This window comes from Vibrio sp. 10N.247.310.17 (assembly GCF_041466605.1).
GTDB classification, from domain to species: domain Bacteria; phylum Pseudomonadota; class Gammaproteobacteria; order Enterobacterales; family Vibrionaceae; genus Vibrio; species Vibrio tasmaniensis_A.
On the sequence record NZ_JBFSTC010000004.1, the window covers coordinates 99502 to 122641 of the forward strand.

The window sequence follows — 23140 nt, forward strand, 5'->3', positions numbered from 1 at the left end:
ACAGGGGCTGAGCGTTGAGTGCCGAGTCTAACGCTTAATCTACGATAGGAAACATAAGGTTCACTCTAAGTCCCCCACCTTCTCTGTTCTCAGCGGTAACATGCCCATTCATCACTCCCATGGCTTCCTTAACGATCGCGAGTCCAAGACCGTAACCACCAGACTGTTTATCTCTGGCTGACTCGATGCGGGTAAACGGGTCAAAGATATCTGCAATCTTGTTATCTGGGATACCTTCACCATCATCCTCCACAGAAATGACACTGTAACGCTTATCATTGACCTGCCCATAGGTCTTGACGACAATATCCGCATTGCCCCCTGCGTATTTGATCGCATTTCCTACAAGGTTACTGATCACCCTCAAAAGTAGCCTCTCGTCAACATTAACCATTGATGTTGCAGTTTCCAAATCACCAGTCAAAGTTTGATTAGGTTTCAAGTCATTTTGCATCTGTACAATTAGCATTGAGCAATACTGCTCAAGATGCATTGGAGTTAACTTAGAATCATAACGAGAGGTTTCTAGCCGGCTGAACTCAAGAATTTCACCCACCAGCTTATTCATCTCTTCCGTTTCGCTTTCCATCCGTTCGAGTAAACCCATACTTTTTTCATCGACCTTACTACGTAGTAAATGTAATGCGAGATTCTGCCTTGCTAACGGTGTCCTCAACTCATGTGATACATCACGAATCAAACGACGCTGCTTTTCAGCCAGAGACTTAATCTCAAAGGTCATATGGTCAAAATCATTGGCAAGCTCATTGAATTCACGTGTAGTTGAATCCAACTCAGACACAACACTCACTGAAAAATCTCCTTGTGCGAGCCTTCGACTGGCCTCCCTTAAACGATCGAGTGGCTGCTGCAGACTTTTCGCCATAATAATGGAAAACAGCGATAACACGATCAAAGCAATCACAACTTTCAGCGCGTAGGAATACGGTGCAAAGGATTTTGCTGGATGAAACTGGCCTGGCAGTTGGATCACGAGTGTATTGCCGTTATCAAGTGGCAAGCCGAAGATAGGCTTACTCACACGATCACTGAGTTGATGGTCTAATGTACGCAGGTACTTCAACTTAAATTCAAAATGCGGATGCATGTGTCGGTGGGTAATAGGTCGGTTGTTTTCATCGATAATGAATAAATAATAACGTTGGGCATTGCCCCAGTCGGCAAGCTCATCCATGTCCCCTTCTTCGATCAGTACATTAGCTTGATAAGCCAAATCCAACATTTCAGCTTTGACAGGTTCAGGTACCTTCAACAAGGCTTTCATCAGCGCTCGTTCTGCGACACCTTGAAGGATGAGGATACTGACTAAAATCACGGTCAGGCAACTGAACAGCTGAAACGTTAAGCCATCCTTACGCTTGATAACGAAATCAGGGCACCGTAGAAACCAGTTACTCATACTCCTACCGACTCTAGGTAGCTGTAGCCTTGACCGCGCACAGTTTTAATATGTTGCTTTGATAAGCCAGCCTGCACCAATTTTCGACGTATGTTGCTGATATGCATATCTAGATTACGGTCGAAGGGGCACAGCTCTTTCTTCAAGACATGTATTTGCAAGTCAGATTTTGATACAACGATGCCATTATTTTTGATCAGATAATCGAGCAACTCTTTTTCAGTGCCCGTTAAAGGTAAACGGGTAAGTTGCTCGCACAAACCTTGATTAGATGAAGCCATTGATTGTCTTTGTCGCTCAAACCCAACTCGGCGTAAGATCACCTTAATCCGGGTCAAAAGCTCAGGAACATTGAAAGGCTTAGCGATGTATTGATCTGCCCCGGCTTGATAGCCATCTAGCATGGAGGCATCATCATTAAGCGCAGTTAGCATAAGGATAGGAGTAGCAAAACGCTGACAAATACGTCTTGCGACTTGAATACCACTTAAATTGGGGAGCATCACATCGAGTAAGACTAAATCAACAGGATTTGATTGAATAAACTCTAGAGCTGATTCACCGCAATGAACGGTATCAACGTGATACCCTTCATTTTCCAACACTTCACCCAGTAACTCACACAACTGAATATCATCATCAACAACTAAAACACGAGACATTTCACACACCGATAAATAAGAACTGTTTGCATTCTAATTATCGTTATTATTGATTTCAATTATAAAGTGCGTGATTTCCTCTATAGAAGAAAATCTTTTTCAATCGGTACAAATTTTGAGGCAGAATCGATAAGATTTTGAGCTGTTAACCCAGGAACGCCATACACTTCAACAGGCTTTCCAAAACGCTCTTTGATTCGCTCTACCAAGATTTCAAAATCGCCATCACCCGATACCAAAACAATCGTATCAACCGTCTCCGCAAGCTCTATCGCGTCTAACGCGATACCGACATCCCAATCCCCTTTGGCGCTACCATCACGACGCTGAATAAACGGTTTTAGCTTCACATTAAAACCAACACCACGAAGGATATGGTGGAATTGGCGCTGTTTAGGATCTTGGCTTGAGATTGCGTAAGCATTGGCTTCGACAACGTTACGTCCTTCCGTGGCAACATACCAAAACTGGTTATAGTCGAAGTTAGAACGGTATTTATCGCGTGTTGTATAGTAAACGTTCTGAACGTCGACCAAAATTGCTATGTTTTCCATAAATTCATACCTTTAGATTTTCCGTATACCCTATTCTATTCACTTCTAAAATGCGAGTCGCTTTCTTTAATAAAAATGAACTCATTAGCTATGCTTAACGTAGTTGTTATTGGCTTAACGTAGTTGTTATTAACTTAGAGCTTGTTTGGGTTTATCGAGGAAGGTGGAACATGCAGTACCGACAAATAATCAGATCATGCCTCGGCAGCGACACCTTTGACTCAGTATTGAGACGTTGCTGCGCGGCAATAGCTAACGCAGCCATAACTAAGGCAGCGATAACTAAGGCATCGGTAACAAACGTAATTTCCAAAACACTGAACGCTTTAATAACAAGCACGGTTATGTTTATGATTCTGTCAGTCAACTCGTTACACGCCTACCCAGCCTACTCTCATTCCAAAGCTCTGCCACACCGCAGTGTTATTTATTTCGCTCCAACAGATGATTCGATCGTAAAAGAGTTTCTCAATGAAGTCTTGATTAACAATTGTCAATTGGACGAGCGAGATGTAGTTATCATGGTCATCGCCGAAAGCGGCTACACCGTTCCTGCATGGTTAGTTGAAGAGTTTAATTTGGATGCAGTGACTAACAGTTATGGAATACCCAAAGGTTCACACACTGCCGTGTTGATTGGCAAAGACGGGAAAGAGAAACACAGGTGGAGTGGTAAAACCGACTGGAGTTTAATCACCAATATTATTGACGAAATGCCCATGCGCCAACAAGAAATGCAGCGACAGAGTAGCCGCTGCAGTATTTGATTCTTAGTCAGCTAAGCTTGATCATCAATCACTTAAGCTGGCTTGTTAAACCAAGCCAGTTTTTCATGGAGCTGAGCAACACTTCCAACCACAATCAGTGCTGGGCTCTTTGCAACGCCAGCAAGATCAGCTAGGTCACGTAGCCCACCTCTAAACACTTTCTGTTCTTGGCGAGTGCCATTTTCGATAATCGCAACTGGCATGTCTTCTCGCATACCGTTATCGAGTAAATTCTTCTGAATATTCGGACTCTCTTTCAAGCCCATGTAAAACACGATCGTGTGATTGTGTTGAGCAAGAGAACGCCAGTCAATATCTTCGCCATCTTTCTTCAAATGACCCGTAATAAACTGTACGCTTTGCGCGTGGTCACGGTGAGTCAATGGAATTCCCGCATATGCGGTCGCTCCTGCGGCTGCAGTAATACCAGGAATCACTTCAAATCTCACGTCATTCTCAGCTAACGTTTCGCACTCTTCGCCACCACGGCCAAAGATAAACGAATCACCACCTTTTAGACGCACAACGTGCTTGTTTTCTTGTGCTTTGGTCACCAATAGTTGGTTGATCTGATCTTGTGGTACGCAGTGGTGATCGAGCTTCTTACCCACATACAACATTTCAGCTTCTGGATTAGCCATCGCTAAGATATCTTTTGATACCAAGCGGTCATAAACCAAAACGTCTGCTTGTTGAATCACTCGTGCGGCTTTTAGTGTAAGTAGGTCTGGGTCGCCCGGACCTGCACCTACCAATGAAACAAATCCATTGCTTACTTCTTTAACATTCGATGACGATACTTCTGACATTCTGCGCTCCGAAGGTTTGCTTGTTTTATCTCAAGCTTCAATCTATGTGATAAGTCACTGTATTCATGATGACTTATCAAAATCCTTACCTCTTAGACTATCAGGTGTTGAAATAAATATTCAGTCTAAATACTAACGAAGATAGAAATAATTATAACAAAACAATCTATTGCGGATGTTTTGCTCAATAGCAAACAACGCATCTATGATAACTAAGGTGTTGTCTGCCCGAGAATACACTGACAGCTTTCAAACTAAAAAAGCCCCAAACACGTTGTTGGGGCTTTCAATCTCATACTAACTTACGTTTACCGTATTACTTCGCGCCTAGAGAAGGAGCTGTTTTAACATGAGTCAGGTATAGGGGAACACACGTTAACAGTAGGCCACCAACGATGTTACCTAAGATTGTTGGGATAAGGTTGAAGTTCAACCATGTCGCGATACCGAAGTCAGCGCCAAGAATCATACCCAGTGGGAATAGAAACATGTTTACCACTGTGTGCTCAAATACAAGTGCGAAGAAGATGAAGATTGGGAACCACATCATTGCTACACGACCAGCAACTGTACGTGCAGTCATGTTACCAATCACACCTAGACAAACCATTAGGTTACAGAAGATGCCGCGCACGAAACATGTGATCCAGCCGTCCATGCCCATGTTTTCAAACCCTAGGCTACGACCTGTAGAAACAGCAATGAACTTTTGAGCAACTGCGTTTGGTTCTAAAGAGAAGTTACCTGTAAGTGAAATTGCCACTAACACTGCAACAATTAAAGAACCGATAAGGTTACCAAGACCAACAAGACCCCAACAACGTAAAATACGACCCCAAGTAATACCTGGACGGTTATCAAATTTCGCTAAAGGAGCAAGGCCAAATACACCGGTTACTAGGTCATAGCCCATTACACTTAGAATGACGAAGCCCACAGGGAACACAAGAGCGCCAACAATACCAATGCCTGTTTGCACGATAGTCGTGATTGCCACTACAACAGCAAGAGAAAGAATGATGCCTGCCATTGTGCTTCGAATCAGTAGATCACGAGTACTTGTTTTCGTTTTCGCTTCACCTACATCGATCATTGTTTGAACGAATTCTGCTGGTTTAAAATCAGTAGACATAAGATTGTCCTTAAAAAGTTAAAATTAAAAGTTGAAATCGGATAGGAAAAGGTTCTAGTTGCCGAATTAAGGCAATGTCGATAACTAGAACCCTTGATCTATCAAATCTTGCTAAGTAACTGTGTCGAAGTTTCGAACTAGCTATGGTTTCGAACTAACTATGCTGAAACTTCTACAGCACCTTTAGTAACGCGAGCTTTATACGCTTTTACACTGAAGCTCTCGTCTTCCATGCACACACCTGTTGCTAGGTTAAAGCGTTGCTTCTTAAGTGGGCTTGCCACCCAAAGCTCACCTTTGTGCTCAACCGTTAAACCGCGAGATAAAACGTTTGATTGAAAAAACGGGTCAGTGTTACTAATAGCGAACACTTCTTCGGCTTTAGTTGGGCGGAAAATAGCAACTTGCTCACCACCAACCAACGCACAAACACCGGTACCTGGAATAATGTCTTCGATCTTACAAACTTTGGTAAATGCCATGATGTCGTCTCCCAATTAAACCAGTTCAACGTGAAGGATATCGCCCTTCGCTTCTGGGTGTTTTTCTGTGAATGTTGCTGGGCGGTGTTGTTCTCGGCCATCGTCAACAAACACAACGTTTTCATCACGGTCGTCAGCATTGATGAAGTGTGAGAAGCGCTTAAGTTGAGCTTCGTCGTTGATAGTGTCAGTCCACTCACAAGCAAAGTTACCCACAAGGCCAGCTACGTCCGCTTCAAGTTGGTCATTGATGCCAAGCTTGTTGTCGACAATCACTTCACGTAGGTAGTCAACACCACCCTCTAGGTTGTCCATCCATACCGAAGTACGTTGTAGTGGCGCAGCCGTGCGGATGTAGAACATCATGAAACGGTCGATGTATTTGATCAGCGTTTCTTGGTCTAGGTCGCTTGCAAGTAAGTCTGCGTGACGAGGCTTCATACCACCGTTACCACATACGTACATGTTCCAACCTGCGTCAGTCGCGATAATACCTAAGTCTTTACCTTGAGCTTCAGCACACTCACGAGTACAGCCAGACACACCAAACTTCATCTTATGAGGAGTACGGATGCCTTTGTAACGGTTCTCGATCATCACACCTAGGCCAACTGAATCTTGAACGCCGTAACGACACCAAGTTGAACCGACACATGTCTTAGCCATACGTAGCGCCTTCGCGTACGCTTGACCTGTTTCGTAGCCCGCAGCAACTAACTTCTTCCAGATTGCTGGTAAGTCATCTTTTTGAGCACCGAATAGACCGATACGCTGTGCACCTGTGATCTTGGTGTACAGGTTGTATTCAGCCGCTACATCAGCAAGAACGCTTAGTGCTTGAGGCGTTACTTCACCACCTGCCATACGAGGGATAACAGAGTAAGTACCGTCTTTTTGGATGTTACCTAGGAAGTTATCGTTGGTATCATGCAGTTTCACTAGCTCAGGCTTAAGGATGTGCTCACCCCAGCAAGAAGCAAGAATAGAACCCGCTAGAGGCTTACATACTTCACAGCCGTAGCCTTTACCGTATTTCTCTAGTAACTCATCGAATGTTTTGATTTCTTCGATACGAATCAAGTGGAAAAGCTCTTGGCGAGAGTAAGCAAAGTGCTCACATACGTCGTTCTTCACTTCAACACCGGCTTTAGCAAGTTCAGCGTTCAGGACTGAAGTCACAAGTGGAATACAACCACCACAGCCAGTACCAGCACCAGTTACTGCTTTGATATCACCAATTGTATGGTGACCTTCAGCAACGGCTTGTGCAATCTTGCCTTTAGTTACATCGAAACAAGAACAGATAACGGCAGTTTCTGGTAAAGAATCCGCGCCAAGTGTTGGCTTTTCAGCACCCGCGTGAGCAGGAAGAATCAATGCATCTGGATGCTCTGGCAGGTCGATTTCATTCAGCATTAGCTGAAGAAGATCACCATAGTCAGACGTATCACCGACCATTACCGCACCAAGCAGCTTCTTGTTGTCTTCAGAAACGATTAGTCGCTTGTAAATTTCTTGTTCTTCGTTTTGGTAAACGTAGCTCTTACAACCTGGAGTGCGGCCGTTAGCATCACCGATAGAACCTACTTTCACGCCAAGAAGCTTAAGCTTCGCAGACATGTCTGCACCTTCAAATGTGCTTTCGTTACCAACAACGTGGTCAACCGCAACGGTCGCCATTTTGTAACCAGGAGCCACTAGACCGTAGAACGTTTGGTTCCAAGATGCACACTCACCGATAGCGTAGATATCTTTGTCTGTCGTTTGACAGTGATCGTTAATCTCGATACCACCGCGAGGCGCAATACCTAGGCCCATTTGACGAGCAAGTTTGTCTTGTGGGCGAATACCAGCAGAGAATACGATGAAATCAGTTTCTAGCTCTGTACCGTCTGCAAAACGCATTACGTTACGAGCTTCAGTGCCTTCAGGAGCAATTTCAAGCGTGTTCTTACTTGTATGAACGTTTACGCCCATACGTTCGATTTTTTGACGAAGTTGATTACCACCAGCAAGATCAAGCTGCTCTGCCATAAGCTTGGGAGCAAACTCTACAACGTGAGTCGTCACACCTAATGCCTTTAGTGCACCAGCCGCTTCAAGACCAAGTAGACCACCACCAACAACAACACCAGACTTTGAGTTCTTTGCCGTCGCTTCGATAGCTTTTAAGTCTTCGATAGTACGGTAAACAAAACAGTCTTTACCTTCGTGGCCTTTAATTGGCGGTACAAACGGGAAAGAACCAGTCGCAAGAACAAGTTTGTCGTATTGAATTTCACGACCAGTGCTTGAGTAAACTGTTTTCTTTTCACGGTTAACGTTGATAGCACGTTCACCGATCAGCATGTTGATGCCGTGTTTCTCGTAGAAGCCTTCTTTTACCAAAGAAAGTTCATCTGCAGTATGGTGTGAAAAGTAAGAAGAAAGGTGCACACGGTCATACGCAACACGTGGTTCTTCACAGAACACCGTGATGTCCATGTTTGCAACATCTGTCTTCTCGACTAAATCTTCGATATAGCGATGACCGACCATCCCGTTACCGATTACGACTAGCTTCATCTTGCTCATAAGAATTCCTGAAGGTTATATATTTCTTAACTGAGCGAATAATGAATTATGAAAGAAAATGAAAATATGATGTAAATCAATTACGAAAACAAACTACCCTAAAGGGGTAGAACAAAAGAGGTAGATATGCTTAATTAACAAGCAAAGCAAACGAATAACCATAGTTTATATGGGGTTTAGCGGGGTTTTATATACACTTCAGTGCATTAAGAGGAATGTTGTAAAGTTTCACAATAGGTTACCAACAACGTAAGTAAATGACAATCATTTTCATTTAGGTTCTTATAAATATATATAGAAGCCTATAAATACATGTAGAACACCGTTTGCGTGAAAAACTATGTGTAATTGTGAAAACCACTCCTACCTATTCGGAATGTAAACAAAGCTGTTCGCCCTTTAATGTCGTGATGAATTCAGTTTATAGCTTGGGTCATCGGTTTGTTTGCTTGATCTAACACAAGAACCCTTTTGATTCACATGTGTGATGTAAAAATCAACTTCCAACCAAACCCTGAATAAATTAGCATTGTTGAAAATAATTCTTATTTAATAGAGTGAATACGATGCGCCTAATTTTACTAATCCTATCTATTATTACAGCCCCTGCGTTTGCTGAAACAAAGGTCATCAAACAAGTGATGGACATGAATTCTGAAAACATCGACAAGATGTATCAATTCATTCCTGATTACGTAGAAATCGAACCTGGTGACAAGGTGCTTTTTAAAGGAACCGTTGGCTCTCATACTGCTCATAGCATTCAAGGGATGCTTCCTGACGGAGCTAAACCTCTTATGATATCCGGGTCAAACGCTCAGGAAGTCACTTTTGATAAGCCCGGAGTGTACGGAATCAAATGTAAAGTGCACCACAGACACGGAATGGTGGCGCTCGTGGTTGTTGGTGATCCAAGTGTTAACTTAGAAGAAGCTCGCACCGCGGCCAAAAAACGTGTGAGTCGCAGAGCTCAGAAAAAGATGCAAGGCTTGCTCGATCAAGCAGAGCAAAAAATTAAATAACCTTTGTCCCTGTCTTGAAGCATCAACTCTCTGTTGATGTGTGATAGGAATGCCAGCCTGAAGACAGGCTAAGGGGTCAGTAACAAGAAACAGCGCCGAATTGGCGCTGTTTCTTGTTACTTATCTAACTTATCTAACTTATCTAACTTAGACATTGTCAAATATTCCGCACTAAACGTAAAAACAGATCAAACTAGCCAACCCGTTCTAAATGACACTCCGACAACCACAAACAAAATTGAAATAATGGTCACCGGCACAATGTGCAGCGCCATATCAACCAAGTTGTCCTTCGATAGTTTTGGAATCACACGAAAGCGTGCGTCTAGGGCTAGCAATACCGTCAGAGACAGCAACGTCAATTTAGCGGCAATGCCATGAGCCAATGGAATCGACATATCAAACCATAAGCTAACGTCCGGCAACATGTGATAAGCGAGCATCAACCCGGTCACCACTTGAACTACCAAAGCAGGCATTCCCACCTTTTCGTACCCTTGCTCGAATTCCAATAACATTTCTGGAGAACGGTGTTTCAAGACTTTAGGAAGGATAACGACGCTGAGAATAATGTGCCCTCCCGTCCAAATGGTGGCAGCCAAGACATGCAAAACCAATAATACGCCAAACATAAACTTCCCTTACACAATGTTACGTGGTGCAAAGGAGAACCCTTCAAACTCACGCTTATATTTTGATTCGCCAATTTTCTTTATTTTGGCGACGCCCATTTTGTAGTTGTAGTTACCACTGATTTGGTCAACTACCCTTGTAGTTAAAGCATTCGCTGGGTTCTTCATGTCCATCATATTGCAATACAACACACCTTTTTTCGTGGCTGAGGTGACAATCACAACGGCTTTAATCTCCGCGTAATCCAGTTGAATGTGACCATTTTTCATTAGGTTACTAAACTGAAAATCGTCCGACTCGATACCCAGAATCGTATCTTTAAAATTGGCCACCCGCTCCGAGTACACAAGCACTTCATCTCCGGCTTCTATGCCCCGCTTTTCCGCATCTTCTGGGTGAACTTCAATCCAGTTTTCAGGCCAGCGATGAGTGATGTAAGGCCTGCGCTCGATATCATCAAACCCTGACTGCCAAATTTCGTTAATACGACCATTCGAGAACCACAACTCGTCCTTTTGGGGAGTAAGCCAAGCATGGAAATCACTAAACAGATCCCAAGGATGTTTTTGAAGATTGACCTTCCCCGTCTGACTATTAAATTGAGTAAGTTGTTTGCGCATAATATTGGCGCCTTGAGGGCCATCTTGCAGCCCTTTGTCGACCAAATCATCCCAACTCATTTCAGTGTCATGCAAGCGCTTAGTGCCAATCAGCTTCTTGGTGTCATAGTTATAAAAAACAGGCCCTTGGATCCCTTCGGTACCAAATTCAGCGAGCTTTTGATGAAGCGTTTTCCCTTCAGCATGTGCTGCAACTTTAATCATATTAAAATCTTTACGGCTACCACGGCTAAATCGTGATGACTCTTCAGCTACGTCATTTGAGTTTTGCCAATCAAACCCGTCGTACCCCATTCGCGAAGCCATTTGAGCAACAATCCACCAGTCTGGCTTAGCCTGACCCGGCGCATCAGCGAACTTTTGGTAAAGGCGTAGACGACGCTCACCATTAGCGCGCATGAAATCCTCTTCCCCCCAAGTCGCGGCCGGAAAGATGATATCAGCGAATTGTTTACCAATAGGATCACGTAAATAAATATCTTGATTGAGGACGACCATTCCACCGGAATCTGCACGCTTTTTGAGTGTATCTATAATGTGCTGCTTATCACGTCGCATCGCTTGGTGAGGGTTACGTGTTGTTAAGTCGGTGAATTTCTCTTTCAACCCATAACTACCACACATAGCTTGAATCCATGTTGTACCAATGACATGGGCCATACGGGTATGCCCGGAATAGAGATATCTATCGGTGTCTATTGAGCGCCTGCGCCTACCTGCGACTTTTTCAGGTGACTTATTCCTTGGTAGTTTCCCACCCGCTAGCCCACCTCGTTGATGCCCACCAAATCGACCAATCACACGCCCTTCTCGGCCACCAGTACCGATTATCGTTGCAAGGGAGGCGATGGCGTTGGTATTTCCGGTATTATTCGACCAATAAAAGCCCTTCTCGATACCAATTGAGGCTTTAACTCGTTGACCGTTGACTGGCATTGCCAACATCTCAGCAGCTTTATGGATCTTCTCAACATCGATACCCGCTATCGATGCGGCATACTCAGGTGCGTACTCTTTCTGATCCAAATTCCATTGCTTATAATCATCAAAGCCATTCGTTTGGAATTTGCCCCAAGTGGTTCTCCACTGCCATGGCGTATTACGAGTACCCTGACCAAAACCTGAGCTCGATTCCCATTTATTATTGACCCAATTTTCAATCCACTCATTGTCTTGCCAGCCTTGCTCTAAGATCACTCGAGCAATTGCACCAATCACAAGATTATCGCTACCGGGATTAATATCGAGGTGCAATCCACCTTGAGCTTTAAGCCACGCTATTCCAGCGGTTTCACGAGGGTTCAAAATCACGGTTTTCATCCCACGATGAACCGCAGGCATAATAAACTGTGTAAAGATGATGGTTTTTGTCTCATACGGGTCCGTCCCGCAGATCATTAAGGTGTCTGCCGCGCCCCAATCATCATAACTTGGAGCAAAATTATCAAAACCCGCATCTCGAAACCCTGGGGTTGCAGTGACATCTGACGGCGTGTCATGAAACGAAAAATTCGCGGTATTGACATGGCGCAATGCATACTTTGTTATTGCATAGGTGTTTTCAATATACTGATAGGAATAGGTTTTTACGCAGTAACTGTTTGAACCGTGCGTATCAATCACATGACGGCCGACTTGGGCTGCTATATCCAACGCAAAATCCCATTCTACCGGTTGTAACTGACCGTTAATTCGAACAAGTGGTTGCTTCAATCGATCTTTGGTTGGTGTTTCTGGGTTATAAAGCTTTCTTGCGAGCAGTCCACCACGAACCGAAGAATCACCGCCTTTATTGACGACCTGTATGTCTTTGTCTGCCACTACAACCACATGGTGTGGTTTGCCATCATGCGAAACAATATTATGTTGCTGTGGCGAAACCCAAGCTTGCAGAGCATGAACCGGGAAATCGACACCAAAGGCGTTTTCACTAGCAGCCGCGCCGCCTGAAGGGCTATTTACGGGCCAACGATAAACCTTATAACCACACGCAACAATACAATAGTCGCACGCTGTTGTGATGACTTCCGCACTAGCAGGTGGCAGTAATGTACTAGTCGGTTGCAGATACTGGCTGTTTAAAGCAGATTGATCGTTTAAAGCCAATTTATCGTTAAAAGAAAGTTGAGTCATCTAGCTAATCTCCACATCGATCAGGTTTTCCATTCGACCAAAGATCAACCCCATAACCCCGACCGCATAGATATCATCACCTTCTAGCTCCAGCAGTACTTGAGGTAAGCTCTCAAAGGCTTGACCAGAAACCATAATGCCATGACGTCGTAAATCAAATGTAGACAGGTGGAATGGACATTGCCCGACAATGCGATGCTCCCCTGTTGCTTTGTAAGCACCAGTTAAAGGCCCGCCTTGATGAGTACACGTCATCGAGTACGCCACAATATCTCGCTGTAACCCTATCCCACCGCCACATTCGATGTCGGATTTAACCAGCATCGCAATCGAGTTTTTTCCTTCATCTGGATATTGAAAGTGAACCGGGATATGGTTACTGAGTTGACTTAACTTTGCGATTTTCTTACGCGGGTAACCAACAATACGACCTTCAACCTGAGTTTCAGAATCCGTTCCTGCAAATAAGGCCAGAGGAACCATTGATACGGCAGTAGCTGTGCCGGAATAGAGTAAAAAATCACGTCGTGACATCATGCATTTGTTGTGTCGTTTACTCGAATTTTGCTCTGAGTTGGCGATCATTTTTCTGCTCCAGCAAGTTCTTCTTTAGTAAATAACGGTTGGTATTCTGGAATTGTCGGCTCTTCAATAAAAATCTGTTCACCTGAAAATGCTTCGATAAAGCTCAGTAAGTTCTTTTTATCTTGCTCCGTTAAACCGAGAGGTTGAATCAAAGCAGATTTTGTCTGAGGGTAACCAGTAGTACGTCCGTCATCCGCCACACCACCTCGGTCGTAGAAATCAATCACCGCTTCTAAAGTTGGAATAGTGCCATTGTGCATGTAGGGCGCAGTGTATTTTGTATAACGTAGGCTTGGCGTGCGAAACTTACCTAACATCTCTTTACGTTTTGCACGAAAGTAAGCACCGGGATCAGCCTTTGTAGTGCGGTACATCTCTTCGGTGACACCTTTAGAATAAAGCTCAAATCGAAACGTTATCTGTGCCAGTCCATCATCATTCCACCAAGGGCTTGACGGCACGCCAATGTTGTAGAATTTCTGGTCAGAAGCCAAAGCCCCGTTGTGACAAGCTATGCAATTCGCTTTGCCCTCAAACAGTGCTTTACCCTTCAATTGGGACTCAGACAAAGCGGTTTTGTCACCGAGTAAATAGTTGTCTATTGGTGTGTCGCGTTGAATCATCGTACGTTCAAACGCGGCTATAGCACGCCAAGCGTTGTGTATTTTCGGAGTATCATCACCAAACACTCGCTTAAAACGTTCAACATACTCAGGTACTAACGCTAAACGCGCTTCCATGATGTCATCTTCACCATTACCCGCGACCGCGCCCTTCGCAGCATCTTTGGCTTGCGCTTCCAATGACATAGCGCTGCCCGCCCAGAAAAATTTGTCATAATAAGCCGCATTAATAATCGTTTGGCTATTACGCCAATGTACCGTACCCGGATATCCCATGGATAAGTCATCAGGAAAACCCCAGCCCTGAGATTGAATATGGCAACCAGCACATGGGCTAGTCGTATCGCCACTTAGCCGACCGTCATAAAATAAGATCTTTCCCAACTCAATTTTTTCGGGTGTTTGTTTATTATCCACAGGCACAGGCACCTCCCCTAGAGGCTCAAGCTGTACCTTTGCATTAACAACATTGGGAAGCCCCGTCATCCCAATAAGAATAAAGAGTGCTGCCTTTAATACAGAGCGTTTAGTTACGAGCATTTGACCAACCCTCCGTGTATTCGTAGCCGAAGTCATAGTCTAACCATTCGTATTCTTCGCCTATAAGGGCGTCTCCAGATAACGATTCCAAAAAAGCCACCAGCGCCTTTTTTTCATAGTCCGTTAGGGAAAGCGTGGTGAGTCGAGAGTCTTTGTTTGAGTCTTCGCCACCACCTTGATTATAAAATTCAACCACATCTTCAAGCGTGGCAAGCATGCCATTGTGCATATACGGCGCAGTTTGACTGAGCTCTCGCAGCGTTGGCGTTATGAACTTACCGCGATCGCTACCATCCGCTTTATGAGTTTGAACATGCGCACCAACATCGCGCTTTAACGTTAAGTAATCTTGCACACCCATAAACATGTTGTAGGCAAGAAAAGATTGATGTCGCATGGGGTCTAAAAATATCTCATGATTTTCTGGCACTCCGGTATTGTGTGCCTTTCCATCCGAAAATAGAGCACCACGATGGCATTGGCTGCACCCCGCTTTGCCTGTGAACAGCTTTTCTCCCTGGCTCGCTAAGTCGCTAAGCTCACCCTTGTCAAAAGGGACATTCTTCGAAGTCAGTGTCTTTAGGTATTCAGGCAGAGCTTTGCGCACTCCTCCATTTGAAGGTTCCCCTAGATTAGCCGCTTTAAACATCTTGACGTATATAGGGTCTTGTTTGAGGCGTTCCTGCATCAAACGCATGTCCATATTCATCAGCCAGTCTTCAGTGATATTCTCCCGCACCACATCGTTTAGGTTGGTGCCAATACGACCATCGTGAAACCACACTTCTTTATAGACTGTATTAATAAGTGTTGGAGCATTACGAAATCCATCACTCCCCGTATAGGCAGGGCTCAACGGTTCAGGGTAAGAAAAACCATTAGACGGAATGTGGCAACTAGAGCACGATATCGAGTCGTCCCCGGACAAGCGCGTATCAAAAAACAGTCGTTTACCGAGTTCTGCCTTCGCCGTATTTATACTCATAGGGGGCAGAGCGGCGTATAGAGTTGCAGAGAAAAGGGCACACACTCCTACCAAGCTTTTTAGTGCGATGCTCATCGACATTCCTTCGGGGTTACTATCATCTACCCCTATTATTAACACATGAAACATTAAAGATATGATTAGGATCATACAATTAGAAATGATAAGAGTTATTATTCAAACTTGTTAATTCAGTGGTGCTTGAATAAATGTCTCTAGATAAATTACTTAACAAAGTTAAACACATCTACTTGACTGGAAACCTATCCGAACAGGTATTGGCAGCACAAATATTAAGCCGTTTTCAAAACACTAAACATCTGATTATAGAAAGGTTAGAGTCCCAGAATCCTGACCTTGTTCTCACTAGTCTTGAATGCCTCGCTTTAGATAATGCAGCGCCTATTGAGCCCATCCTCAACAGCTATCAATACTGGGACGACAGCGAAATTAAATTGGCATCGTTAGTGGCTATTGAGAACAACCAACACTCTCTACTCGCTGTTCCTGTATTATTAGAAGCAGTATGCGACGAAAATGACTACTGGGATGGAGGTTGGAATGACGGAGATGACATCAGCTTGATAGCTGCGCGGATTTTAGACAATCACAAACACGAATTAGATCATGAACAGTCTCTGCGTATACTACACCGACTTCAGAATGACCCCGAGCCAGACCTAAAAGGCAAACTCATTGCTTTACTTTCGCGCCACTCCCCGACTCTGCTAAATGAAAACAACGTACTCAAAAGCACCGCTGATACTCGGATGTTTTTGAGAAACACTCAAGACAAAGTCGTATTATACAAAGCCACACAACACCCTGATATTAGCTGCCAAAAAGTGGCATTTCAGCGTCTATCTGAAATGGATTGTCGTGAATATCTGCAGGTATTTTTAAACGGCCTGTCTCATTCAGATCCATCAATAAGAAAGAGTTCCGTACATCAATTAGCGAAATGGAATTACCTAGTAGATATAAAGCACCTTAATTTTGAATTGCTCCTATCTGGTATGCCGCTCAACTCACTCACAGGGCTACTGAGTAACAAAGATAAACTGCATGTCATTGACCAACTTCAAAATAAACCGAATGTAGCCAATGCAGCCACGTCGGTTATTCTGCTGATTTTAAGTTTAGAAAGTCGGCACAAACAGGTGCAACTAGCCCGCTTTACGCCCAACTTCTATCAAGTGTTTTCGAAGTTGGAAGAGTCAGAACAACTCGACAGCTTAAACCACCTATTAACTGAAACTTCCGAACAACTTAGCGTCGCCTTTATTCGTCAACAACTTCAGCAGGAAGATTGCAGTAACTCTATCAAGCGACTGCTGATTGAACACCTCTCGAAAAACCCAAAAACTAGCCATCAGAGCTATTTCAAAGAACTCACTTTAGGGACATCAAGTATCATAGTTGTGGATTCTTCAGTAAAAAGTAGAACAGCAACGAACACTGCCCCTATAAATGAAATGATTAGCGCGGAAATCATTGACGCTAATGCTCAACCAGCATTTATTACATCAACACTTGATGCATTAAAACAAGCTCACTCACCTGCTATCTCTAACGCTAACTCTACCGTCGCATCTACTTCAGTAAAGAAGCGCTCGAAAAGATCAGCAAAAATAGAGCGCCTTGAAAATCAAACGATCGCTCTAGAGTTTTGCTCAAACAAAACATGGCTGTGCAGCCTTTGCTCTGACGACAAAATAAGTCATCTAACCAAAGCAGCATTCTACGCCTGGATTCATGCCTTATGTAGACACAGCATAAGCTTTTCCGATGTACAAACATCACGCTTTAATCTACTCGTGTTAGAACTCTTGCTAGATGAGCAATCCGAAAATATCGGCGACATCCTCGACTGGCTTGGCGATGATTGGATACAACAGAACCGTTTGTCACTGATGTCATCACCCTGCTTATCTTTAAGAGTCGGCTTAATAAAACACATCAATGACGAGCAACAATTATTAGAATTGATCAAACATTCGTATATCGGCATTCAGCACGCAGCGCTCAATCAACTTGCGCTTAATGGTGTTTGTCCCCAGAAGAAACTGATCGGGTTGCTTTTGGAAGAGCCGTTACTTTATCCACAGTTGGCAAACTTTGAAGCACATACGGTTTATGAAATACTTGAAAGTGAATTCGATCGCCGATCCTCAACGACTCTTCAAGCCACTCTCACGTATCTTGAAACGACAAGTAATCCCCCCCTAACAAAGAACTCAAATCTGGTAGCAAAATCATGTCCATTGATTTGAGGCTTTCATTTTTACTTCACTCGCAGCCGGTAAAGTTAGTAGCAACGAATTAAGCCTCGCTTTGTAAGGTATTGTATGGGTTTGTCTAACAGCAACTTCTGTCACTAAACAACGCACTTCAGTTCCGTATATTGATACTTCGTATGAATAATAAGGTGTGTCATGAAAACTCTATCTTTAGCTACCTTAGCGACAGCTATCTTTCTCATTGGATGCGGTTCAAATCAAAGTAAATCGCTATTCAATCAGGCAAACGCAGCACCGTCAGTTGTACATGGAGTCACGATTGAAGCCGTTCCCTCTCAATTCGCTGAATACTCTCAAGCAGGCTACAACCGATATGTAGCGGTCAATGCCCCGAATGGCAAATCTATCCATATTTTGATTATGGATCGCCTGAGCGATTATCAAATAGTCAAAGCCGTCAATGTTCTCAACCACTATCTAACTCCTGTTGATGGCACTAAGTATGGGAGCACTGACTCAAAACGCGAGATTGCAAACGCGATGGCTAACAATGGCGCAATACTTAAGCTAATGAATTATTACGATGAGCCACGATACAACGATGACTTGCCCGGTCAGCCCTTGTTCGAAGAAGAGATTCAGGTTGAAGGCGGCGAATGGTATGTCCAACAAGATTATGAAGAGCATCGTGACGCCTCTTATGAGGAAATACTGCATTTAGTCCATGACTATGGCATCGGGGTTTTTAACGCGCCTGAAGATGCAGTAACCGCATTACCTGAATTTCAAAAAGAATTTAATGCGATACAGAGACAAGCATTACACAATGCTTACACACCACCCCGTGATATTTTAGAAGAGTGGCAAGAAGAAGTCAGCGTTGATCAAGAGTACTTTGCCGCTGTAATTGATAGCTACTACGGGCTTTGGGGAGCATACAACGGCAAAGGTATGTGGGGGTTATACCAAGTTAAAACCCGCGACGATTTCTCAAAAGAAGACCCCGATGCACAAGCGATAGTAGAACAGATTTTCTCTCCAACATTAACTTACGATGCATACCTTGCCGATACATTCACCGGAACATTTAAAATGAGGTATGACCCAGTGACGTCCTATACTCATCACTCTCAATACCTTACTAAACTAACGCTATCAGGTAACAATGATGCGAATATTGAGATCAACCAGCATGACAACCGCGTAACCGGAAACGCGGGGGTAAATACAGTGATCGCCCATGGCCCTAAAAGTGAATACCAAATTCATGATCTGGGGAATGGTAAATTTCAGCTTAATGATACCGTTGTTTCGCGTGACGGCTTGAACGTGCTATCCAGTATCGAAAAAGTACAGTTCACTGATCAGCTTTGGACCTTTTAACTAGCAACACTCAAAAGCCAAATCACTTTCCTAAAGACGTAAAAAAGCCCGACCATTTCTGATCGGGCTTTCTAAATGATGGAGGCGCCTCCCGGAGTCGAACCGAGGTCCACGGATTTGCAATCCGCTGCATAGCCACTCTGCCAAGGCGCCTTTATCAATATAAAATATATTGAAGTGTTTAAAGAGAACCACTCTTTGTTCAACACTCTACTAAAAGTAGAAACTAGATAGATGGTGCCCCGGGCCGGACTTGAACCGGCACAGCGCGAACGCCGAGGGATTTTAAATCCCTTGTGTCTACCAATTCCACCACCAGGGCAACGCAATCATGCGATGCTGATTACCGAAGAGTAAAACACCATCTCTCTGCGACCTAAGCCGTGAGAACGAGGTGTACTTTAACGGATAGAAAAAATTCGTCAACAGTAAATTTTATCTTTCAATTCAAGTGATTAATTATCGAACTCAAACGAATGAATTTAGTGCAGCTTGTACGGTTCTTATTCGTAGATTTTGAGTTTGAGTTGGAATTCAAAGGCCGAATTCCAATTTTCAGACTCACAAAATACTGTCAATTCCATTGAATTAAAGAAACACGCCTTCGTTTTCATGTGCTTTTCACATTCAAAGGCTAGAGTTTTAAGTAACGACTATTACGAAATGACAACGTGAAGCCACTAAAACGATACCAATATGAACGCTACGCTGTGCTCTGCAACCTCGCCTACCCTAGAGTTTTTAAACAAACTCGCTATGGTTTTGACCCTAATGGTCAACGGATCATAAAAAATCAGTTCGGCAAAACCATGATTCGAGTCTTATGGAGCAGCGACAAAGATGAAGTCGTCGTGGTTATCAAGGGGTCGCACAGTGTTTCTGACTGGCTACTCACTTTTGCACTATGGACAAGAAGCTGCAAAAGAATTGGTCTCAACTATCGAGTGCATGCGGGGTTCTACCATCTTATGTTTCAGGAAAGCCAACCAAGCCGTAATGAAGATAAACTGGGAAAAACTGTCATTGAACGCTTGGAAACCACTTTGATTCCTCTATTGGAACAAGGCAAAAGAATATCGATTACTGGCCACTCTTCTGGTGGCTCTATTGGCTGTGTATTCGCTGATTACTTGGACCAAAAATACCCAGGTTGTATTAAACGAATCGTCACGTTTGGGCAGCCCGCGGTCGGTGATTGGAGTTTCAAAAAAAACTACCGTTTAAGCAAAAAAACCTACCGTATCTGTTGCGACATCGATATTGTTACCTTCATGCCGCCCGTACCGCTGTTGTATTGGCATGTAGGGAAAGTACTTTGGCTCTATAACGGCAGGATTTACGAAAACACACCGACGTTAATACGCCTCGGGCGATCAATATTCAGTTGGTTAATCCGGCCTTTCTCTTATCACCTAATGAGTAAGTATATTCGTAACAAAGACTTCTTTGACAAACATTGAGCATGCTCTATAAATAAAAAAGAGCACACGCTTTTACAGCCAGTGCTCTTTCTAGTTTCTAATTGATCTTTGTGCTTAAGCTAATATTAGCCTGAACTTAAAGCTTAAATCGTGACAGCTCTTGTTTCAAGTCACTCGCTAAATGACTTAGCTGATCGGCTTGTGAAACCGCATCGGTCGCATCAACTGCCATCACATCACTCACTTCACGAACAGATTCGGTATTCGCATTGATTTCAGCAGTAACCAGTGACTGCTCTTCAGCAGCAGAAGCTATCTGAGTTGCCATATCGCTGATCATCTGAATTGCCTCACGTATTTGAGCCAAGCTCTCTCCGGCCATATCCACGTCATGTACGCTTGTTTTCGCCATATCGTGGCTTTGTGTCATCACTTTAACAGCACCGCTAGTCGCTTGTTGTAAGCGCTTGATCTTGTCTTCGATCTCTTCTGTTGAAGCATGAGTGCGTTGTGAAAGTACTCGAACCTCATCGGCAACCACGGCAAAGCCTCGACCTTGTTCGCCTGCCCTTGCTGCTTCAATTGCCGCATTGAGTGCAAGTAAGTTAGTTTGCTCCGCTATTTCGCGAATCGTCGCCAAGATAGACGCGATTTGCTGGCCATGCTCTTCAAGCTCACTGATAATAGACACAGCGCTTGTTAGCTCTGTCGCAAGCTCATTGATCGATGATTGGCTTTTAGCCATCTGTTGGAAGCCTTGTTCGCTCAACTCAACAGAGTGAGTCGCACTTTTGGCCGTACTATCAGCATTCGTGGCGATTTCGGCTGTTGCTGTCGCCATTTCTGTCACAGCTGTTGCAACCATTGTGATCTCGTCTTGCTGTCTGCTGACGCTATCGCTGCGTTTTAATGCGCTGCTGTTGGCGTGTTCAGCTCCGTTATTCATTGCCGTCGAAACATCAGTCACGTTTTTCATCATTGCATGAAGTCTATCTACGAACACATTAAACTTGTCGGCAAGTTGCCCTACTTCATCTTTACTCGACACTTGAAGGCGCTGTGTTAAATCACCTTCCCCTTCCGCAATATCAGCTAACGCTTCACTCACTCGACCCAGTTCAACTAATTGACGAGCCACAAACCATGAGGTTGCTGCAGCCATAACGATCAATACAATCAAACCTGTGGTGATTTGGCTAATCAACATATCGAACAACGGCTGCTCTAGTACGTCTTTATCCATTTCAATCACAAGTAGCCAGTCGGTGCCTTTAATAGGCTCAGCCATGATGACGCGCTCATCACCATCAACTTGTGTAAAAATTGTCGTTAAGTTTTGTGCAGCACTGTTTAATCCAGAAACACTTAATTCAGGTGCTATCTCTTTGACTTGCTTAAGGATGAAATCTTTATTCTTATGAGCAACGACCGTGCCTTGCTTATCAATTAGGATCGCTCGTCCATTACCTGGAACCTGAATAGCCAACACATCTTCAATTAGCTTGTCTAACGCAAGGTTAGATGCCACAACACCTATGATCGATCCATTCTCGGTCACAGGATCGGTCAATGTCACCACTAAGGTTTGCATGGTTACACTCACGTAAGGCTTGGTTGTTACTGCGCGGTTCTCAGCTAAGGTTTGCTTATACCAACCTCGAACTCTTGGGTCATACCCCGCTTTATTCAATGAAGGATCATGACGGAACATCTCACCTTCTTTGTTACCGTAATAACTCAATCCAAACCCACCAGATACCAAGGTTTGACGTAAATGAGGAACGATATCTATTGAAGGGTTAAGCTGTACTTGTTGTTTAAGCCCATGTACTGCTTGTTTCTTATCGTAAAACCAGTCACTGATGCCCTTTGCATGGGCTTGAAGTGTATTACGACTTTCACTTTCTATAGCTTGCCAGCTGTTTGTTTGAAAAGTCTTATAACCCATGAAAAGAAGAATGGCAGATGTAACAGCAATCGCCAAAACTACAGAGAAAACCATTTTTCTCTTTAGACTAAATTGCATATTTAAGAACCTCTTATAGAATAATTAAAGAAATATAAAGAGGGACACTATCACTCATACACATGTTTTAATTAGAGTTATCCCATAAAACAATGAAACAAATTGAGCATTATGGTTAATTGTGACTTTGATTTATTTAGCGGTCTATCAACAAAGGTTCAACTTAGGATTCCACCAAAACGGCGTTGGGCTTAGCAAATATCAAAGGGAGAAATGAAGAGGTAAGGACGAAGAAACAAGAAGCAAAGTGCCAGAAACGAAAAAACCAACCACTAGGGCTGGTTTTTCTGAATGATGGAGGCGCCTCCCGGAGTCGAACCGAGGTCTACGGATTTGCAATCCGCTGCATAGCCACTCTGCCAAGGCGCCTTCAAGTCGTGTTTTAAGAGAACGACTCTGTTGATTACTACCAAGCAGGTAACAATCAAATAGATGGTGCCCCGGGCCGGACTTGAACCGGCACAACGCGAACGTCGAGGGATTTTAAATCCCTTGTGTCTACCAATTCCACCACCAGGGCACGCAATTC

19 protein-coding genes and 4 tRNA genes are annotated in these 23140 nt (G+C 43.8%); 5 read left to right on the plus strand and 18 right to left on the minus strand.

Features of this window, described 5'->3' with window-relative positions:
- Positions 1–34: 34 nt before the first annotated feature.
- From AB6D80_RS02650 to AB6D80_RS02665, 4 genes are all read right to left on the minus strand, one after another.
- Positions 35–1420: a sensor histidine kinase gene (locus AB6D80_RS02650; protein ID WP_017102100.1), complete on the minus strand. Its 1386-nt coding sequence runs from the start codon at positions 1418–1420 to the stop codon at positions 35–37.
- Positions 1417–2082 carry a response regulator transcription factor gene (locus AB6D80_RS02655; RefSeq protein WP_009845413.1) on the minus strand — a complete coding sequence of 222 codons (666 nt, stop codon included), beginning with the start codon at positions 2080–2082 and terminating at the stop codon, positions 1417–1419. The genes AB6D80_RS02650 and AB6D80_RS02655 overlap by 4 nt, the downstream gene beginning before the upstream one ends.
- A gap of 80 nt (positions 2083–2162) precedes the next feature.
- Positions 2163–2636, minus strand: a complete 474-nt coding sequence (locus AB6D80_RS02660) for an NYN domain-containing protein (RefSeq protein WP_009845414.1) — start codon at positions 2634–2636, stop codon at positions 2163–2165.
- 151 nt (positions 2637–2787) lie between these two features.
- The gene (locus AB6D80_RS02665; RefSeq protein WP_241810804.1) at positions 2788–2949 is read right to left on the minus strand and encodes a hypothetical protein; all 162 of its coding nucleotides are present in this window, start codon (positions 2947–2949) and stop codon (positions 2788–2790) included.
- On the opposite strand from AB6D80_RS02665, the gene AB6D80_RS02670 reads away from it, so the two are divergent.
- Positions 2915–3403: a DUF4174 domain-containing protein gene (locus AB6D80_RS02670; RefSeq protein ID WP_242441561.1), complete on the plus strand. Its 489-nt coding sequence runs from the start codon at positions 2915–2917 to the stop codon at positions 3401–3403. The two genes, AB6D80_RS02665 and AB6D80_RS02670, sit on opposite strands and share 35 nt — an antisense overlap.
- Positions 3404–3435: 32 nt before the next feature.
- Here AB6D80_RS02670 and cobA read toward each other — a convergent pair whose 3' ends face one another.
- The 4 genes from cobA to nirB all read right to left on the minus strand — a co-directional run bounded on the left by cobA (position 3436) and on the right by nirB (position 8400).
- Entirely contained in the window at positions 3436–4212 is a 777-nt protein-coding gene (gene cobA, locus AB6D80_RS02675) for a uroporphyrinogen-III C-methyltransferase (protein WP_017102098.1), read from the minus strand.
- Positions 4213–4528: 316 nt separating this feature from the next.
- Complete coding sequence (locus AB6D80_RS02680) at positions 4529–5344, minus strand: formate/nitrite transporter family protein (protein ID WP_009845417.1); 816 nt, start codon at positions 5342–5344, stop codon at positions 4529–4531.
- 158 nt (positions 5345–5502) lie between these two features.
- Positions 5503–5826 carry a nitrite reductase small subunit NirD gene (gene nirD, locus AB6D80_RS02685; RefSeq protein ID WP_009845418.1) on the minus strand — a complete coding sequence of 108 codons (324 nt, stop codon included), beginning with the start codon at positions 5824–5826 and terminating at the stop codon, positions 5503–5505.
- 15 nt (positions 5827–5841) lie between these two features.
- Positions 5842–8400 carry a nitrite reductase large subunit NirB gene (gene nirB, locus AB6D80_RS02690; RefSeq protein WP_017098594.1) on the minus strand — a complete coding sequence of 853 codons (2559 nt, stop codon included), beginning with the start codon at positions 8398–8400 and terminating at the stop codon, positions 5842–5844.
- Positions 8401–8966: 566 nt separating this feature from the next.
- Between nirB and AB6D80_RS02695 the strand changes: the two genes are divergently transcribed.
- Positions 8967–9422, plus strand: a complete 456-nt coding sequence (locus AB6D80_RS02695; protein ID WP_372187677.1) for a plastocyanin/azurin family copper-binding protein — start codon at positions 8967–8969, stop codon at positions 9420–9422.
- Between the two features lie 188 nt (positions 9423–9610).
- On the opposite strand, the gene AB6D80_RS02700 is transcribed toward AB6D80_RS02695, so the two are convergent.
- From AB6D80_RS02700 to AB6D80_RS02720, 5 genes are read right to left on the minus strand one after another with little or no spacing between them, the layout of a single operon-like run.
- Entirely contained in the window at positions 9611–10054 is a 444-nt protein-coding gene (locus tag AB6D80_RS02700) for a CopD family protein (RefSeq protein WP_004731117.1), read from the minus strand.
- Between the two features lie 9 nt (positions 10055–10063).
- Positions 10064–12808 (minus strand): molybdopterin-dependent oxidoreductase, encoded by a 2745-nt coding sequence (locus AB6D80_RS02705; protein WP_372187679.1) that lies wholly within the window; start codon positions 12806–12808, stop codon positions 10064–10066.
- Positions 12809–13393: an arsenate reductase (azurin) small subunit gene (locus tag AB6D80_RS02710; RefSeq protein WP_372187681.1), complete on the minus strand. Its 585-nt coding sequence runs from the start codon at positions 13391–13393 to the stop codon at positions 12809–12811.
- Entirely contained in the window at positions 13390–14556 is a 1167-nt protein-coding gene (locus AB6D80_RS02715; protein WP_372187682.1) for a cytochrome-c peroxidase, read from the minus strand. The genes AB6D80_RS02710 and AB6D80_RS02715 overlap by 4 nt, the downstream gene beginning before the upstream one ends.
- On the minus strand, positions 14543–15616 hold the full coding sequence (locus AB6D80_RS02720; RefSeq protein WP_372187684.1) for a cytochrome-c peroxidase: 1074 nt from the start codon (positions 15614–15616) through the stop codon (positions 14543–14545). Before AB6D80_RS02720 ends, AB6D80_RS02715 begins: the two co-directional genes overlap by 14 nt.
- A 134-nt stretch (positions 15617–15750) precedes the next feature.
- Here AB6D80_RS02720 and AB6D80_RS02725 point away from each other — a divergent pair, with 134 nt between their 5' ends.
- Together AB6D80_RS02725 and AB6D80_RS02730 are read left to right on the plus strand one after the other, a co-directional pair.
- Positions 15751–17814: a hypothetical protein gene (locus AB6D80_RS02725; protein WP_372187685.1), complete on the plus strand. Its 2064-nt coding sequence runs from the start codon at positions 15751–15753 to the stop codon at positions 17812–17814.
- A 162-nt stretch (positions 17815–17976) separates the two neighbouring features.
- Positions 17977–19164, plus strand: coding sequence for a hypothetical protein (locus AB6D80_RS02730; RefSeq protein WP_122047352.1), 1188 nt, complete (start codon positions 17977–17979; stop codon positions 19162–19164).
- A gap of 79 nt (positions 19165–19243) precedes the next feature.
- Here the strand turns inward: AB6D80_RS02730 and AB6D80_RS02735 are convergent.
- A tRNA-Cys gene (locus AB6D80_RS02735) sits at positions 19244–19317 on the minus strand.
- 82 nt (positions 19318–19399) lie between these two features.
- Positions 19400–19486 (minus strand) — tRNA-Leu (locus AB6D80_RS02740).
- Between the two features lie 349 nt (positions 19487–19835).
- Here AB6D80_RS02740 and AB6D80_RS02745 point away from each other — a divergent pair.
- Positions 19836–20624, plus strand: coding sequence for a lipase family protein (locus tag AB6D80_RS02745; RefSeq protein WP_372187687.1), 789 nt, complete (start codon positions 19836–19838; stop codon positions 20622–20624).
- A gap of 97 nt (positions 20625–20721) precedes the next feature.
- On the opposite strand, the gene AB6D80_RS02750 is transcribed toward AB6D80_RS02745, so the two are convergent.
- The 3 genes from AB6D80_RS02750 to AB6D80_RS02760 form a co-directional block, all read right to left on the minus strand.
- Positions 20722–22587, minus strand: a complete 1866-nt coding sequence (locus AB6D80_RS02750; protein WP_017077332.1) for a methyl-accepting chemotaxis protein — start codon at positions 22585–22587, stop codon at positions 20722–20724.
- 319 nt (positions 22588–22906) lie between these two features.
- A tRNA-Cys gene (locus AB6D80_RS02755) sits at positions 22907–22980 on the minus strand.
- A 64-nt stretch (positions 22981–23044) separates the two neighbouring features.
- Positions 23045–23131 (minus strand) — tRNA-Leu (locus AB6D80_RS02760).
- Positions 23132–23140 lie beyond the last annotated feature (9 nt).

What these genes read in the sequence shown, in the direction of transcription:
- AB6D80_RS02750 (WP_017077332.1), bottom strand. Translation starts at nt 22,587, where the DNA reads ATGGTTTTCTCTGTAGTTTTGGCGATTGCTGTTACATCTGCCATTCTT.
- AB6D80_RS02705 (WP_372187679.1), bottom strand. Translation starts at nt 12,808, where the DNA reads ATGACTCAACTTTCTTTTAACGATAAATTGGCTTTAAACGATCAATCT.
- AB6D80_RS02730 (WP_122047352.1), top strand. Translation starts at nt 17,977, where the DNA reads ATGAAAACTCTATCTTTAGCTACCTTAGCGACAGCTATCTTTCTCATT.
- nirD (WP_009845418.1), bottom strand. Translation starts at nt 5,826, where the DNA reads ATGGCATTTACCAAAGTTTGTAAGATCGAAGACATTATTCCAGGTACC.
- AB6D80_RS02660 (WP_009845414.1), bottom strand. Translation starts at nt 2,636, where the DNA reads ATGGAAAACATAGCAATTTTGGTCGACGTTCAGAACGTTTACTATACA.
- AB6D80_RS02700 (WP_004731117.1), bottom strand. Translation starts at nt 10,054, where the DNA reads ATGTTTGGCGTATTATTGGTTTTGCATGTCTTGGCTGCCACCATTTGG.
- nirB (WP_017098594.1), bottom strand. Translation starts at nt 8,400, where the DNA reads ATGAGCAAGATGAAGCTAGTCGTAATCGGTAACGGGATGGTCGGTCAT.
- AB6D80_RS02650 (WP_017102100.1), bottom strand. Translation starts at nt 1,420, where the DNA reads ATGAGTAACTGGTTTCTACGGTGCCCTGATTTCGTTATCAAGCGTAAG.
- AB6D80_RS02680 (WP_009845417.1), bottom strand. Translation starts at nt 5,344, where the DNA reads ATGTCTACTGATTTTAAACCAGCAGAATTCGTTCAAACAATGATCGAT.
- AB6D80_RS02725 (WP_372187685.1), top strand. Translation starts at nt 15,751, where the DNA reads ATGTCTCTAGATAAATTACTTAACAAAGTTAAACACATCTACTTGACT.
- AB6D80_RS02720 (WP_372187684.1), bottom strand. Translation starts at nt 15,616, where the DNA reads ATGAGCATCGCACTAAAAAGCTTGGTAGGAGTGTGTGCCCTTTTCTCT.
- AB6D80_RS02655 (WP_009845413.1), bottom strand. Translation starts at nt 2,082, where the DNA reads ATGTCTCGTGTTTTAGTTGTTGATGATGATATTCAGTTGTGTGAGTTA.
- AB6D80_RS02695 (WP_372187677.1), top strand. Translation starts at nt 8,967, where the DNA reads ATGCGCCTAATTTTACTAATCCTATCTATTATTACAGCCCCTGCGTTT.
- AB6D80_RS02715 (WP_372187682.1), bottom strand. Translation starts at nt 14,556, where the DNA reads ATGCTCGTAACTAAACGCTCTGTATTAAAGGCAGCACTCTTTATTCTT.
- AB6D80_RS02710 (WP_372187681.1), bottom strand. Translation starts at nt 13,393, where the DNA reads ATGATCGCCAACTCAGAGCAAAATTCGAGTAAACGACACAACAAATGC.
- cobA (WP_017102098.1), bottom strand. Translation starts at nt 4,212, where the DNA reads ATGTCAGAAGTATCGTCATCGAATGTTAAAGAAGTAAGCAATGGATTT.